This window comes from Wolbachia endosymbiont (group A) of Colletes cunicularius, from assembly GCF_964264715.1.
Lineage (GTDB): Bacteria > Pseudomonadota > Alphaproteobacteria > Rickettsiales > Anaplasmataceae > Wolbachia.
Genome location: NZ_OZ183471.1, coordinates 521,738 through 534,920 on the forward strand (window position 1 = coordinate 521,738; position 13,183 = coordinate 534,920).

Consider the following 13,183-nt stretch of genomic DNA (forward strand, 5'->3'; position numbering starts at 1 on the left):
TTATTAACTTTAATCGTAAACGATGTCATATATGCTGTCAATATAAATAAAAAACATGACTTAATGCTCCTTCTGAGCTACTTAAATACTTCTATCTTTTTTCACCTTGTTATCTGCTTTTTCTCAGACAATAATTAATTCTCAAAAAATCTTGTTTTGAACAGAAGCAAAACTTGATCATTTTTAATCTCCCTCACTTTGCTTTTGCGGCAGGTCTCTAATTAAAACTCCATAATATGGCTTATTAATTATCTAGCAAAAATTCAGCTTCAATTTGAAAAAAGTACAACCTGTTGCTATTCAGCTGGGGTTTTATAAGTTATAATTTATTCCAAGCTCAAATCCATGATTATAATCTTCAAATGCTTTCAATAGACTATAACCAGCAAAAGCACTTGTCCTTGAAGAAAGCGGAAAATCAAGACCAGAGCTTATTTTATATGAGAAACCAAACTTTGACTGTCCAATAAAATCGATAGCAGCACTTATACCAACATTGACATACGGAGTGATATCCGTGTTTGTAAACTCGTAATGATAACGTAAATTTGCTAAAATTCCTCCTTGCAGTCTATATTTAAAAATATTTGCAACTGAAATCATAGGCTCAACTGAAATTTTTACGCTGTTTGTGTAGTGATAACCGATACTATGACTAAAATTGCCAGAACTGTATGACGAAGAAGTATAGATCCTATCTCTAACCCAATCAACTCCAAAACATGGTACTGACAAAGAAATAGCAGGCAATATAGTTACTAAGGTAAGTAATTTTTTCATTTTTACCTTCCAAATATTGATATATGCATGTATACAAATATAAGCATTAAAAATAATATAATTACAGCGAATTACTTTATTCTCTTAATCACCTGCTTTTCTCTTGCTATTGCAAGGCTTTTTTCTGGTACATCTTCCACTATAACACTACCTGCCGCAATTACAGAGTCATCATGAACATTAAGCGGTGCAATGAGTGAGCTATTGGCACCAATAAAGCAATTGCTTCCTATGTTCGTTTTATGTTTCTTTTTCCCATCATAATTACAAACAATAGTACCTGCTCCTATATTACTCCTCTGCCCTACTTTAGCATTTCCTATATAACTTAAGTGTTTTATTCTAGTGTTTTGACCAACTTCACTTGTTTTCACTTCCACAAAATTTCCTATTTTTGCCTTATTACCAATTGTTGTGTTTCCGCGTATTCTGGTAAATGGACCGACCTCAGCATTACTTTTAATTAAGCAGTTTTTTAAATGCGAAAATGGCAGTATTTTCGCACCAGACTCTATTTTCACTCCAGTACCGAAAAAAACATATGGGTAAATAACTGAATCTCTGGCAATTTGCGTATCAAGAGAAAAGAAAACAGTCTCTGGAGCAACAAGCGTTACTCCAGAGTTGATAAAAAATTTTCTTTTGTTTTCTTGAAAGTAAAATTCAGCTTTTATAAGGTCATTTCTGTTATTTATTCCCGTTGCCTCTTCTCCACCGGTAATAACGTAACCGACATTTAAATTACTCTTCACTGCAATGGAAACTATATCGGTCAAATAATATTCATGAGTTGAGCTATTGCACTCTATTTTCTCCACCAATTCACGTAAATTCTTTGCACATGCAACCATTATTCCAGCATTTGCAAGAAACTCTTCATGATTATTTTTATCACTCTTTGCTTCTACGATTTCTCTTAAGGAACCATTCTCAATAATTAACCTACCGTATTCTTTATTGCTTGTCCTAAAACCTAGGCAAACTAGAGCCTTGCCTTCTAAGCAACTAACCATTTTAGTTATTGTGCTGCTTTTTATGAGTGGGGTATCTCCATACTGCACAATAATTATGCTCGAATCTGGCAATTCTTTCAGGTTTCTCATCGCAGTTTTGACTGCATCTCCCGTGCCAAGTGTTAATTCTTGTGTAATTAACTGTATATCCTTAAAGCACTTTAGTCTTTCAATTAAAGGCAGATCAACTACAACAGCAATATTTTCAGGATTTAACTGTTTTGCATTGTAAATGACATGCTGGAGCATGGAAAAACTGCCTATTTTGTGTAGGACCTTAGGCAAATCTGAATTCATCCGCCTGCCATGCCCTGCAGCAAGTATAACGAACGTATGAGTTTTACTTATCACTTATCTTAAAGATGAAAGATGAAAACCGTAATGATCAAGCCAGCTGATTCTGTTGTCATAAAAGCTCCTTAAGTCGCTAATTTGATATTTTAGCATTGCAAGCCTTTCTATACCAATGCCAAACGCAAAACCGCTGTATTTAGTGTGATCTATTCCAACATTTTGGAATACATTTGGATGCGTCATACCGCATCCCAGTACTTCTATCCATTTACTACCTTTATAACTTATGTCCACTTCTGCAGAAGGCTCGGTAAAAGGGAAAAAACTATTACGAAAACGTATCTTCAGCCCTTTATCTCCAAAAAACTTATTAAGGAAGTGATGAATAGTAAATTTTAACTGGCCCATATTGACATTCTCATTGACATATAACCCCTCTATTTGATGGAACATAGGGGTGTGAGTTGCATCAAAGTCGTTTCTGTATACTCTACCAGGAGATACGATTTTAATCGGAAAAGTTTTCGCTTTTTCCATAGTTCTGATCTCCACAGATGAGGTATGAGTGCGCAGCACCATTCTTTTGTCGTTTATTTTATTCTTTAAGTAGAAGGTATCTTGCTCCTCCCGCGCAGGGTGGTGACTTGGAGTATTCAGTGCATCAAATACATGAAATTCATCTTCAATGTCAGGTCCATCAACTGCTTTAAAACCCATATGTGCAAAAATAAGCTTTACTTCATTTAGAACCTTACTGAGTGGATGGACCTTGCCCATTTTTTCTGGTCTAACGGGCAACGTGATATCAACCGCCTCGTTCTGCAATTTAAAGTTAACTTCTTCGGCTTTTAGTATATTTTCCTTATTCATTATAAGCTGATCTAGCTTATTACGTAAAACGTTGATAACCTCGCCTAAATTGCGCTTTTTTCCTGCGTCTTCTATCTCTTTTAAGTTGTCAAAATAAGCTTTAATTACACCCTTTTTTCCCAAATATGATAGCCTGACTTTTTCTAAATCTTGTAAAGAAGAAGCATTCTCAATTTCAGAGACCGCTTTATCTTCAAGTGAAGGTATTTCATTCAGTAGCTCTTTATTCATCTTAGAAACGCTGGCTTAAACTTTAATTATAGTAAAATCTTGAATAGCATCAACAATCTAAAAACTGTCCCATTTTAATTATTAATTTATTGACCAATTAGTTTTTTTATCTACCTTTGCGTTGATGAATTTGCTGTATCAACTATGCACAACAGTGATACTGAAACTGATAATAAGTACAAAATAGAGGATTTACCTAAGTTCTTTAAGGAAAGATCCAAAAACATAAGTAAAGCATTTTCTAGCAAAATAATTAAGATCAGTACCATTCGCTCGAGAAGTATTGAAAGTAATATACAAGAATTTTCATTTGAGCTAACAGCAACAGGTAAAGACACCTTTAATACAAGACCATTTCAAATAAAATCTTTAATTGATTTTTTTAAAATCTGCCTTTCTCGGGAAAAAAATTTTACAGTCAACATAAAAGTACCAAAAGAAAGCAGTGAATTATATAATAACTACTGTAAAACTAATAGTGATAAAACTGTAGAAGAATTCGTAAATAATGCTCCGCCTCAAATCCTTCTGCAATGAATAACAATCATACTACAAACAAATGTTAAAGACATTAACTTAGATAATTTGCACCAAATAGGGTCATTTTAAATGAAAAGCTAAAACATGCAGAAAAAACTGAAAATGAGGAACAGAGTCAAGTTACACTACAAGTAAAAGAAGCAGAAAATAAAGACAGACAAGAACAGAGTGAAACTAAGCAAAAAAACGCACAAAATAGACAAATTGTACCATTTACAGGCTCGTTTGGCTTTAACGTAGCAAGCAAAGTAAATTGTAACGTGAATTCTGGATTAAAGGAGAATAGAAAAGGCAAGAAAACAGGGTAAACTCAGCAGTGATAAAAAAATAGATGAGGTTACCCATGGAAGATATAACAAAACTGTTTTGTTTGGTCGATGATTTTTGCAGAGATATAGAGAAAAATTTTGCAGATAAACTACTGCCAAATGGTAAAAACCCCACAAGAACAACGGAAATTGAGCACTCCGAAATCATGACAATAATCCTGCTATATCAACAATCTCCGTGTAAAACTTTCTATCTACATTACCTAACGTTGCTCTACAAATCAGAGTTTCCAAAGTTACCTTCATATACCAGGTTTGTTGCTCTAAAGCCTAGGGTTTTGTGGCATTTAGCAATGTTGTTGCATTGGCTTTGTGGACAGTCAGAAAACACTGGAATTTCATATATAGACACAACTCCCATTGCAGTTTGTCATGCAAAAAGAATATCCAAAAACAAAGTTTTTGCTGGAATTGCAAAATTAAGCAAGAGCACTTAGAGCCTGTCTTCAAACTCAAGAATGAGCTAATTTGTGAAGCATAATAGTGATCATATTAAAGAAGATGTTGTTTTTTGAAGTGAGAAGAGAATGCTCATAATCCTTACTCATACGTCTAAAATTGGAGAGCCAAGCAAAGGTTCTCTCAACAATCCAACGTTTGGGAATAACCTGAAATCCTGTATCAACTATTTTCTTGGTAATCGTCAATAAACATCCAGTTTCCAATAAGCAGAGGTTTTGCAATTTACCTGTGTATCCTTGATCAGCAAAAAACTTATGTAATGTTGGAGCTTTGCATTTGGCTTGAACAAAAAGATTTAGTGCACCATCAAGATCCTGAATGCTTGCACTTTGTACTTCAGCAGCAATTACAAGACCTACAGTATCTACAACGATGTGGCGCTTTCTACCCTTTACTTTCTTGCCAGCATCATATCCTCTGGATCCCCTTTTTGAGTAGTTTTTACTGATTGGCTATCTATTATTCCCACTGATGGAGTTTCATTCTTACCAATTATCTCTCTTACTTTTTTAACTAGAAAATCATGAATCTCTTGCCATATTCCACTTTTTTTCAATCGCTAATTACAACTATACACTGTTTTCCATGGTGGAAAATCTTTAGGCAGTTGTCTCCATTGACATCCTGTTCTCATCATATAGCGGATTGCGTTAATAATTGTTCTAATACTATGTTTTCTTGGTCTGCCGGTCTTTTTAGGTTCAAAATATAGCTCTATTATCTTCCATTCTTTGTCACTTATATCGCTTGGGTACATTTAAAATATACCTTATAACACACTTCTTAACTCCTTTCTACTTAGTTTGAAGACAGGCTCTCAGATTTTATTCTTGGCTTTCTGTCATCGTGATTGTTATTTCATGATCAAGTTTTTTTAGAAATCCTAACAATCGCTCTAAAGAAAAACCATCTATTTTACCATTTTTAATTTGTGATACCTTTGGCTGATCAATACCAAGTTTCTCAGCTGCAAAAGCCTGAGTCCAAGCATTTTTTTCTATAATTTTATTTATTATATAAAGCAACTTTGTTTTTATTGCTGCACTGTCTAAGTTATTTAACGATATTATTTCCATAATTCTTACACTCACATATCAATTAACTTTATTAAACATTATAACATAATATTTAATATACCAAGATATTAATATCATATAACTTGTCAATAATTATATGATATCAAATTTAAAACTTTAAGTTGATTGTATATTAATATTTCAATCAAATTTCTAGTAATTTTAAATTACCACTTTACCATCAGCCTATCTGAAAAAATCATTTACAGAAAGAACAAGCTAAAATTACAAAGCTTGAAATACAAAAATAATTATTTTATAAATTTATCTTACATAAGAAGTTTATATCTCTATATCTTAGAGCCTGTCTTCAAACTAAGTAGAAAGGAGTTAAGAAGTGTGTTATAAGATATATTTTAAATGTACCCAAGCGATATAAGTGACAAAGAATGGAAGATAATAGAGCTATATTTTGAACCTAAAAAGACCGGTAGACCAAGAAAACATAGTATTAGAACAATTATTAACGCAATCCGCTATATGATGAGAACAGGATGTCAATGGAGACAACTGCCTAAAGATTTTCCACCATGGAAAACAGTGTATAGTTGTAATTAGCGATTGAAAAAAAGTGGAATATGGCAAGAGATTCATGATTTTCTAGTTAAAAAAGTAAGAGAGATAATTGGTAAGAATGAAACTCCATCAGTGGGAATAATAGATAGCCAATCAGTAAAAACTACTCAAAAAGGGGATCCAGAGGATATGATGCTGGCAAGAAAGTAAAGGGTAGAAAGCGCCACATCGTTGTAGATACTGTAGGTCTTGTAATTGCTGCTGAAGTACAAAGTGCAAGCATTCAGGATCGTGATGGTGCACTAAATCTTTTTGTTCAAGCCAAATGCAAAGCTCCAACATTACATAAGTTTTTTGCTGATCAAGGATACACAGGTAAATTGCAAAACCTCTGCTTATTGGAAACTGGATGTTTATTGACGATTACCAAGAAAATAGTTGATACAGGATTTCAGGTTATTCCCAAACGTTGGATTGTTGAGAGAACCTTTGCTTGGCTCTCCAATTTTAGACGTATGAGTAAGGATTATGAGCATTCTCCTCTCACTTCAAAAAATAACATCTTTTTTAATATGATCACTATTATGCTTCACAAATTAGCTCATTCTTGAGTTTGAAGACAGGCTCTTAACATAGATATTTATTTAAATTTTTAAAATTTCTATTTTAACGAGAATTCTATATATTATATTTATAATATAACTTAAATATTTGTTGCTTTTTAGCTGGAACACTATTTAGTTAGTAAGTAAAATTGTGTTGAATATGACAAAAATAAAAAAAGATGTTGCTGTTATTATGGGAAGTGAGTCAGATTACACCACTATGGTCCATACCGTCGATATGCTAAAAGCATTAGAAGTTTCACATGACATATTCATAATATCTGCACATAGAACACCAGAAAGGCTCTTCAATTTTGCTAAATCTGCACAAGAAGAAGGTTTTAAGGTTATTATAGCTGGTGCAGGAGGTGCAGCTCATTTACCTGGTATGGTTGCGTCATTAACTTGTTTACCAGTTATCGGCGTTCCTGTGCATAGTAAACAATTAAATGGGCTGGACAGTCTACTCTCTATAGTTCAAATGCCAAAGAGTGTTCCAGTTGCAACCATGTCTATAGGAGAAAATGGAGCATATAATGCTGCCATTACCGCCGTATCTATATTGTCAATTTCCAACAGTGAAATTGCAGGTAGGTTAAAAAAGTGGAGAGAGAGACAGACCAAAGAAGTAAAAGAAAAACCAGTTTCATAATAAATCTATGGCAATAATCCTTCTAGACACAAAAACCATAAACCGTATAGCAGCGGGGGAGGTGGTAGAAAGGCCAGCAAGTGTAGTAAAGGAATTAGTGGAAAATGCAATAGATGCTGGAAGTTTAGAAATAGAGATCAAAATAGAAAGTGGTGGGCGTAACCTTATTATTGTGACAGATGATGGTAACGGAGTAGAAAAAAACGATTTAGAACTTGCGTTTATGCGCCATGCTACTTCAAAATTGAGCGATAGTGAGTTGATAGAAATCAAGCATCTTGGCTTTAGAGGAGAAGCTCTGCCTTCAATAGCAGCAGTAAGTAGGATAAAATTATCGTCTAAAGCAAGCGGAGCAAGTGAAGCATGGTCTATAAGTTATGAGGGTGGAGAAAAGATGGGGGAGCTAACTCCTTACTCTTTATCACAAGGAACACATATTGAAGTACGAGATTTGTTTTTCGCTACCCCAAATAGACTAAAATTTCTAAAAACCGAAAGAGCAGAAACTCAAAGCATTGTTGATATTGTAAACAACCTAGCAATGATTAACTATCATATAGGGTTTACTCTCACTTCAGGTAATAAAAAGCTCTTAAAATACGCTAAGCAGACTTCGTTATTTCATAGATTGTGTGAAGTAGAAGAAGAATTTCAGGGCAATTCTTTGGAGGTCAATGAAGAAGAAGACGGCATCAAACTTACTGGACACATCTGTAAGCCAACCGTCAATCGTGGTAAGTCAACTCAGATCTATACATTTGTTAATGGAAGGCCAATTGAAGATAATTTGCTTATTGGTGCGGTTAGGTATGCATATCATGATTTTATTCCAAGCGATAGGTATCCTTTTGCAGCGTTACATTTAGAGATACCTTATGATCAAGTAGATGTAAATGTGCATCCAAATAAGTCAGAAGTAAGGTTTCAGAATAAGAAGCTCATATATGAGATAGTGACAAGAGGATTAATCAAAGCGTTGTCAAGAAGGATAGGCACCTTTGATGTCATTTCAGCTAGTAACCAGAAAACTACTAATACAATAGAGGGTTTTTTGAAAGGTTCATTATCAGATTCTTTTGATAAATCTGATGTTCAAAATGAATTTTATGAAAGAAGGCCAAGTCCTTTTGAAAATCAACTAATAAAAGAATTTGCTTCTCCAAATGAAAAAGCAAAAGGCTTATCAGAACAGTCAAAACCGTTTGATTATACCGGCATACAGAAATCCCCATCACAAGCGGAAATTATGGTTCTAGAAAAAAAGGTGTTAGAGCAAGTTGATTTGATAGAGAGCCACCCGCTCGGGTTTGCACGCTGTCAGGTCTATAATACTTACATTATTGCCGAGGTAAGAGACAAATTGATTATAGTTGATCAGCATGCAGCCCACGAGAGATTAGCATATGAATGCCTAAAACAAAAATCAAGTATAAAAAGACAAAAACTACTTCTTCCTGAAACGGTTGAAATCAAAAATCAAGCTGGAATGGAGATGATTGAAATCTATAAAGATAAGTTATTTGAAATGGGTTTTGATATTGAAATCAAATCAGAGAATAAAGTGATAGTAAAAGAAATCCCTGCAATTTTGGGAGCAATAGATGTGAAAGAGATGCTAATTAATATAGTGGGTAGATTAACGGAAATAGAAGATACATTGCCAGTAGAAGACAAAGTGAACAAGATATTGGCTACTATCGCTTGTCATGGATCAATTAGAGCAGGCAGGAAAATGAGGTTAGAGGAGATGAATGAGCTGCTGAGACAAATGGAAAAAACCCCATACTCCGGACAATGCAACCACGGAAGGCCAACTTATATAGAAATGAAATTGAGTGATATTGAAAAACTTTTTGAGCGTAGGTAATGAGGTTGCTATAAATATGTAAGTGCTCTTTCCTCGTCATCCAAGTAGCTCATAGAAACGGATTAAACGAAAAACGACTTGACAAACTCCGCCAGCGCCCTTATCATGATAGTGAAGGTGTTCAGTTATCTTCATCTGTGCAGATTAAACAGCAAGAAAACAACGTAGTTGGCGTCTTATTTTTAATTTTTTGCACTATGTGCATCCTATGTATTCACAACATTTCTAGGTTTTTGCCTATATAAGCTGAAACGCGCTTATAAGTCGTTTAAGATAGTATAGTACGCCAATTTGCAGGATTAGGGAGTGAACACTAATTACCACGGGAGTTCTTTGCCTTTTTTTCTGCTTAGTAGGAGAGTAGACCAACGGACCTTCCCCGCCAGCCGCTCGCAGAACCTTACTATTACCCACAAGTATAGAATGAATGAGCAAGTCTCCATCCTTCTGCTAAATCAAAGAGACGTTTCCATCCCTTCCACAAAGCTATAGGGCCTGGTTCTAAGTCATTTTTGCGAGCTAAAAACCCTCCTAACTTGGCCACCCACCTCACAATTTCTCTTATAGGTGGTGGAGTCTCAGGATAGTTTTTTGTCTTAAGCATTTTGGTATATAAAACCTTCCATTCGTCATCAGTCAGTATGACAGTGCAAGAAAGATTCGGATTTGTTCTAGCTACCAATGTGATAAAAAATATTCTCCATGCAATTATACTCATAATTGTAAGAAAGCGGATCAATCTATCTGCTGTTTGGAGCCTACATTCTTCAACTTTAAGACCGGATTTCAAAATTTTATGAAAAACCTCTATTCTCCATCTTAAGCAATACCATTGTATTTTTTCTACTGCTTCTTCAAAATTATTAATATTTATATTTGTTAACAAAATCCAGTTCATGGGCTCTTCGCCAAATGGGGGATATTTTTCTATAACATAGACAGCATTTAAATTTAAATTAGGAAGTTTTTGCGTTTTACGTCTAGCGTTGTTTTTTGATGCATTCATCACAAAGTTACTAAACTTTACTTCTAAGAGCCTGTCTTCAAACTAAGTAGAAAGGAGTTAAGAAGTGTGTTATAAGATATATTTTAAATGTACCCAAGCGATATAAGTGACAAAGAATGGAAGATAATAGAGCTATATTTTGAACCTAAAAAGACCGGCAGACCAAGAAAACATAGTATTAACGCGAATTCTGGATTAAGGAAGGAAGAAAGTATAGGAAATAGAAGGTTTTGTGGATTTGATGGAATAGGAAATGAGAGTAGAAAAGATATGAACCAAAAAATTAACAGGGGATCTATGGCGAGTGTGTTCAATTTCTAGTCTATTTTTTAGGTAACCAAAAACAGTCTCAATGATAGACCTTTTTCTCAGTAAAATCTTCTCATTTAACGAAATCAATGTATTTTTCATACCTTTTTTCACCTTGGTAACAAGTTTCAAACCTCGGTCAAACAGCTTCTGAAAAAGCTCTTTTGCAATATAACCTTTGTCACCAAACAAAAGACCGATTAATTTTTCCGTCAGATTTGGCACAGGTATCCTATCATCAACATTGCCTTTTGTTAGCGTAAGTGCATGAATTTCAACATTTTCATTGATTACCATATGTAATTTGAAACCAAAAAACCAGCCGTAAGTGCTCTTGCTTAATTTTGCAATTCCAGCAAAAACTTTGTTTTTGGATATTCTTTTTGCATGACAAACTGCAATGGGAGTTGTGTCTATATATGAAATTCCAGTGTTTTCTGACTGTCCACAAAGCCAATGCAACAACATTGCTAAATGCCACAAAACCCTAGGCTTTAGAGCAACAAACCTGGTATATGAAGGTAACTTTGGAAACTCTGATTTGTAGAGCAACGTTAGGTAATGTAGATAGAAAGTTTTACACGGAGATTGTTGATATAGCAGGATTATTGTCATGATTTCGGAGTGCTCAATTTCCGTTGTTCTTGTGGGGTTTTTACCATTTGGCAGTAGTTTATCTGCAAAATTTTTCTCTATATCTCTGCAAAAATCATCGACCAAACAAAACAGTTTTGTTATATCTTCCATGGGTAACCTCATCTATTTTTTTATCACTGCTGAGTTTACCCTGTTTTCTTGCCTTTTCTATTCTCCTTTAATCCAGAATTCACGTTATCAGTTAGAATGCGTAATAATGGAATTCTCTGCTCATCAAAAAATGGGATAACTCTATCGTTAAGAAGATCTGCAGCTGTAATAGCTGTTCTGTCCGTGTAAAGTTTAACCATTGCAACTCTGGAATAAGTATCAACAAAAGTTTGCTGATAAATGTGCCCTATGCCTTTGATATTGCCCACATAATAGGTATCTTGAGAACCCAAATAACCTGGATGTTGCGTCTCAATTTCACCATGAGCTTCCCTTTGTTCTTTCACTTTTTCTAAAGCTGCAAGTTGTTCTTCAGTTAAAATGATTCCGTCTTGAGCTACTTTTGCCTCCAGTGCTTTAAGTCTCTTTTTCAAAGTTTCAAGGTCATTTCTTAGCCATACAGATCTTACTCCTCCTTGGGAAATTATTATACCTCTTTTTCTCAGCTCATTTGCAGCTCTTTCTTGTCCATATGCAGGAAATTCTGTAGCTATGCCAATTATTGCTCTTTCTATATCTTCCGAAACTCTGTTTGCTAATAGCGGTTTTTTCTTACTTATTTCATGTAATGCTTCTTCTCCCCCATTTTCATATAACTCCTTGAATCGATAAAATGTATCTCTTGAGTATCCCATCACTTTGCACGCTTGAGACACATTTCCTAATTGTTTTGCTAGCTCTAGTAATCCTAGTTTTGGTTTTAGTATTTTTGTTTGTATTGTACTCATTTCTAACACTCCTTATTTTTATTATTCTTAACTTACTTTTTTAAAGTGTCAGATCAAGTCCTATTTAATACAACTTATTCCAGAATTCGCGTTTCTAATTACATTACCGTTGGCAAGGGTTTTATTGCTCTTATTGTCTAAATGCTCTGATTCAAGTACTTGTAATTGCAACGGCACACATAGACCATCTTCGGGTTTTCTATTACGCAAACGTACAAAACATTCCCCTCCTTCTATCATGCTCCTGCATACCAGAGCTTTTGTAATCCGTAAAAATCACTTACTCCATTACTATCTGCTTCATCTGTCCATTCCAGCCATAATTCTTGCACTTTCTTCCGAAATTTTCCATCCCTTGCTTTTGATTGCGGTTTTATTCCTGTTCCAACACAATTACTCACTATCGTATCGATAATGTTTGCTGCATATGGGTTTTTTCTTACCATGTCTCGTAATCGACTTCGTAAAGTTTCAAGACTATGGGAAAGTAAGCTATTTATACTTCCTGTCTCTGGTTGAAAGTGAAAAAATCTTCTTCCAGATCCACCCGCATCCCAGGCTGAACCTTTTGCTTTTGGTCGTTTGTGGAATAATTGCTTGAATGATTTTAGTAACATTTTATTAATAACTATTCAGCAGGTTATTGCACAAATTTGAGTGATTTTACTTTGATTTACACTCCAGTAAGTTGCTGATTTTGCTTTTGCTATCTCTTTGTAAATTGTATCTCTATGTCCTATTTCGGTGATAATTACTGTGTATTCTAGTTTAGCTATTTTGTAAATAACCCTGTAATTACCTACCCTTAGTCTCTTACTCCCTATTAACCTACCACTTAATGGTTTACCAAGATTAATCGGATCAATTGTAAGCCGCTCTTCTATAGCTCGGAAATGTGAAAGAGCTGAGCGTTAAAATTAATATAGGTACAAGACGTATACAACAAATTTTAAGGTTAAATTATTTAGCTCCAAAGATAAAAGAAGACATAGTAAATGGGAGACAACCGAGAGGTTTAAGATTAGCTGATTTAAGGGAAATACCAATGTTATGGAGTGAGCAATTGGAGAAATTTTATGGGTAGTGCTTGATTGAGAA

15 protein-coding genes and 5 pseudogenes are annotated in these 13,183 nt (G+C 34.6%); 8 read left to right on the forward strand and 12 right to left on the reverse strand.

Going from position 1 to position 13,183, the window contains the following annotated elements; translation table 11 throughout:
* Window positions 1-312: 312 nt before the first annotated feature.
* From ACFELZ_RS03075 to pheS, 3 genes are all read right to left on the reverse strand, one after another.
* The gene (locus ACFELZ_RS03075) at window positions 313-780 is read right to left on the reverse strand and encodes a P44/Msp2 family outer membrane protein (protein WP_375316481.1); all 468 of its coding nucleotides are present in this window, start codon (window positions 778-780) and stop codon (window positions 313-315) included.
* Window positions 781-851: 71 nt separating this feature from the next.
* Window positions 852-2,144: a bifunctional UDP-N-acetylglucosamine diphosphorylase/glucosamine-1-phosphate N-acetyltransferase GlmU gene (gene glmU, locus ACFELZ_RS03080; protein WP_375316482.1), complete on the reverse strand. Its 1,293-nt coding sequence runs from the start codon at window positions 2,142-2,144 to the stop codon at window positions 852-854.
* Window positions 2,145-3,188 (reverse strand): phenylalanine--tRNA ligase subunit alpha, encoded by a 1,044-nt coding sequence (gene pheS / locus ACFELZ_RS03085; RefSeq protein ID WP_375316483.1) that lies wholly within the window; start codon window positions 3,186-3,188, stop codon window positions 2,145-2,147.
* Between the two features lie 144 nt (window positions 3,189-3,332).
* Here pheS and ACFELZ_RS03090 point away from each other — a divergent pair, with 144 nt between their 5' ends.
* Entirely contained in the window at window positions 3,333-3,725 is a 393-nt protein-coding gene (locus tag ACFELZ_RS03090; RefSeq protein ID WP_375316484.1) for a hypothetical protein, read from the forward strand.
* Window positions 3,726-4,071: 346 nt separating this feature from the next.
* Window positions 4,072-4,491, forward strand: a pseudogene (locus ACFELZ_RS03095) (transposase); the annotation flags it as partial.
* Between the two features lie 18 nt (window positions 4,492-4,509).
* Here the strand turns inward: ACFELZ_RS03095 and ACFELZ_RS03100 are convergent.
* The 4 genes from ACFELZ_RS03100 to ACFELZ_RS03115 all read right to left on the reverse strand — a co-directional run bounded on the left by ACFELZ_RS03100 (window position 4,510) and on the right by ACFELZ_RS03115 (window position 5,595).
* The gene (locus ACFELZ_RS03100) at window positions 4,510-4,968 is read right to left on the reverse strand and encodes a transposase (RefSeq protein WP_375316639.1); all 459 of its coding nucleotides are present in this window, start codon (window positions 4,966-4,968) and stop codon (window positions 4,510-4,512) included.
* The gene (locus ACFELZ_RS03105; protein WP_375315781.1) at window positions 4,911-5,075 is read right to left on the reverse strand and encodes a hypothetical protein; all 165 of its coding nucleotides are present in this window, start codon (window positions 5,073-5,075) and stop codon (window positions 4,911-4,913) included. The genes ACFELZ_RS03100 and ACFELZ_RS03105 overlap by 58 nt, the downstream gene beginning before the upstream one ends.
* A gap of 3 nt (window positions 5,076-5,078) precedes the next feature.
* Window positions 5,079-5,276: a transposase gene (locus ACFELZ_RS03110; RefSeq protein ID WP_375315805.1), complete on the reverse strand. Its 198-nt coding sequence runs from the start codon at window positions 5,274-5,276 to the stop codon at window positions 5,079-5,081.
* Window positions 5,277-5,343: 67 nt separating this feature from the next.
* Window positions 5,344-5,595, reverse strand: coding sequence for a helix-turn-helix domain-containing protein (locus ACFELZ_RS03115; RefSeq protein ID WP_375316485.1), 252 nt, complete (start codon window positions 5,593-5,595; stop codon window positions 5,344-5,346).
* 360 nt (window positions 5,596-5,955) lie between these two features.
* Here ACFELZ_RS03115 and ACFELZ_RS03120 point away from each other — a divergent pair, with 360 nt between their 5' ends.
* From ACFELZ_RS03120 to mutL, 5 genes are all read left to right on the forward strand, one after another.
* Complete coding sequence (locus ACFELZ_RS03120; RefSeq protein WP_375315805.1) at window positions 5,956-6,153, forward strand: transposase; 198 nt, start codon at window positions 5,956-5,958, stop codon at window positions 6,151-6,153.
* Between the two features lie 3 nt (window positions 6,154-6,156).
* On the forward strand, window positions 6,157-6,321 hold the full coding sequence (locus ACFELZ_RS03125; RefSeq protein ID WP_375315781.1) for a hypothetical protein: 165 nt from the start codon (window positions 6,157-6,159) through the stop codon (window positions 6,319-6,321).
* A gap of 17 nt (window positions 6,322-6,338) precedes the next feature.
* The gene (locus tag ACFELZ_RS03130) at window positions 6,339-6,722 is read left to right on the forward strand and encodes a transposase (protein ID WP_375316619.1); all 384 of its coding nucleotides are present in this window, start codon (window positions 6,339-6,341) and stop codon (window positions 6,720-6,722) included.
* A 154-nt stretch (window positions 6,723-6,876) separates the two neighbouring features.
* Entirely contained in the window at window positions 6,877-7,368 is a 492-nt protein-coding gene (gene purE, locus ACFELZ_RS03135) for a 5-(carboxyamino)imidazole ribonucleotide mutase (protein ID WP_375316486.1), read from the forward strand.
* A gap of 7 nt (window positions 7,369-7,375) precedes the next feature.
* A complete protein-coding gene (mutL, locus tag ACFELZ_RS03140; protein ID WP_375316487.1) occupies window positions 7,376-9,235 on the forward strand; it encodes a DNA mismatch repair endonuclease MutL in 1,860 nt (619 codons plus the stop codon).
* Between the two features lie 406 nt (window positions 9,236-9,641).
* On the opposite strand, the pseudogene ACFELZ_RS03145 reads toward mutL, so the two are convergent.
* From ACFELZ_RS03145 to ACFELZ_RS03165, 5 genes and pseudogenes are all read right to left on the reverse strand, one after another.
* Window positions 9,642-10,268, reverse strand: a pseudogene (locus ACFELZ_RS03145) (IS4 family transposase); the annotation flags it as partial.
* Window positions 10,269-10,436: 168 nt separating this feature from the next.
* Window positions 10,437-11,297, reverse strand: coding sequence for an IS982 family transposase (locus ACFELZ_RS03150; RefSeq protein WP_375315786.1), 861 nt, complete (start codon window positions 11,295-11,297; stop codon window positions 10,437-10,439).
* An 86-nt stretch (window positions 11,298-11,383) separates the two neighbouring features.
* Window positions 11,384-12,085: pseudogene (locus ACFELZ_RS03155) on the reverse strand (helix-turn-helix domain-containing protein); the annotation flags it as partial.
* A 90-nt stretch (window positions 12,086-12,175) separates the two neighbouring features.
* Window positions 12,176-12,702, reverse strand: a pseudogene (locus tag ACFELZ_RS03160) (phage portal protein); the annotation flags it as partial.
* 15 nt (window positions 12,703-12,717) lie between these two features.
* Window positions 12,718-12,969, reverse strand: coding sequence for a type II toxin-antitoxin system RelE family toxin (locus ACFELZ_RS03165; RefSeq protein ID WP_375316646.1), 252 nt, complete (start codon window positions 12,967-12,969; stop codon window positions 12,718-12,720).
* Window positions 12,970-12,977: 8 nt separating this feature from the next.
* Between ACFELZ_RS03165 and ACFELZ_RS03170 the strand changes: the two are divergent.
* A pseudogene (locus ACFELZ_RS03170) lies at window positions 12,978-13,169 on the forward strand (recombinase family protein); the annotation flags it as partial.
* Window positions 13,170-13,183: the final 14 nt, after the last annotated feature.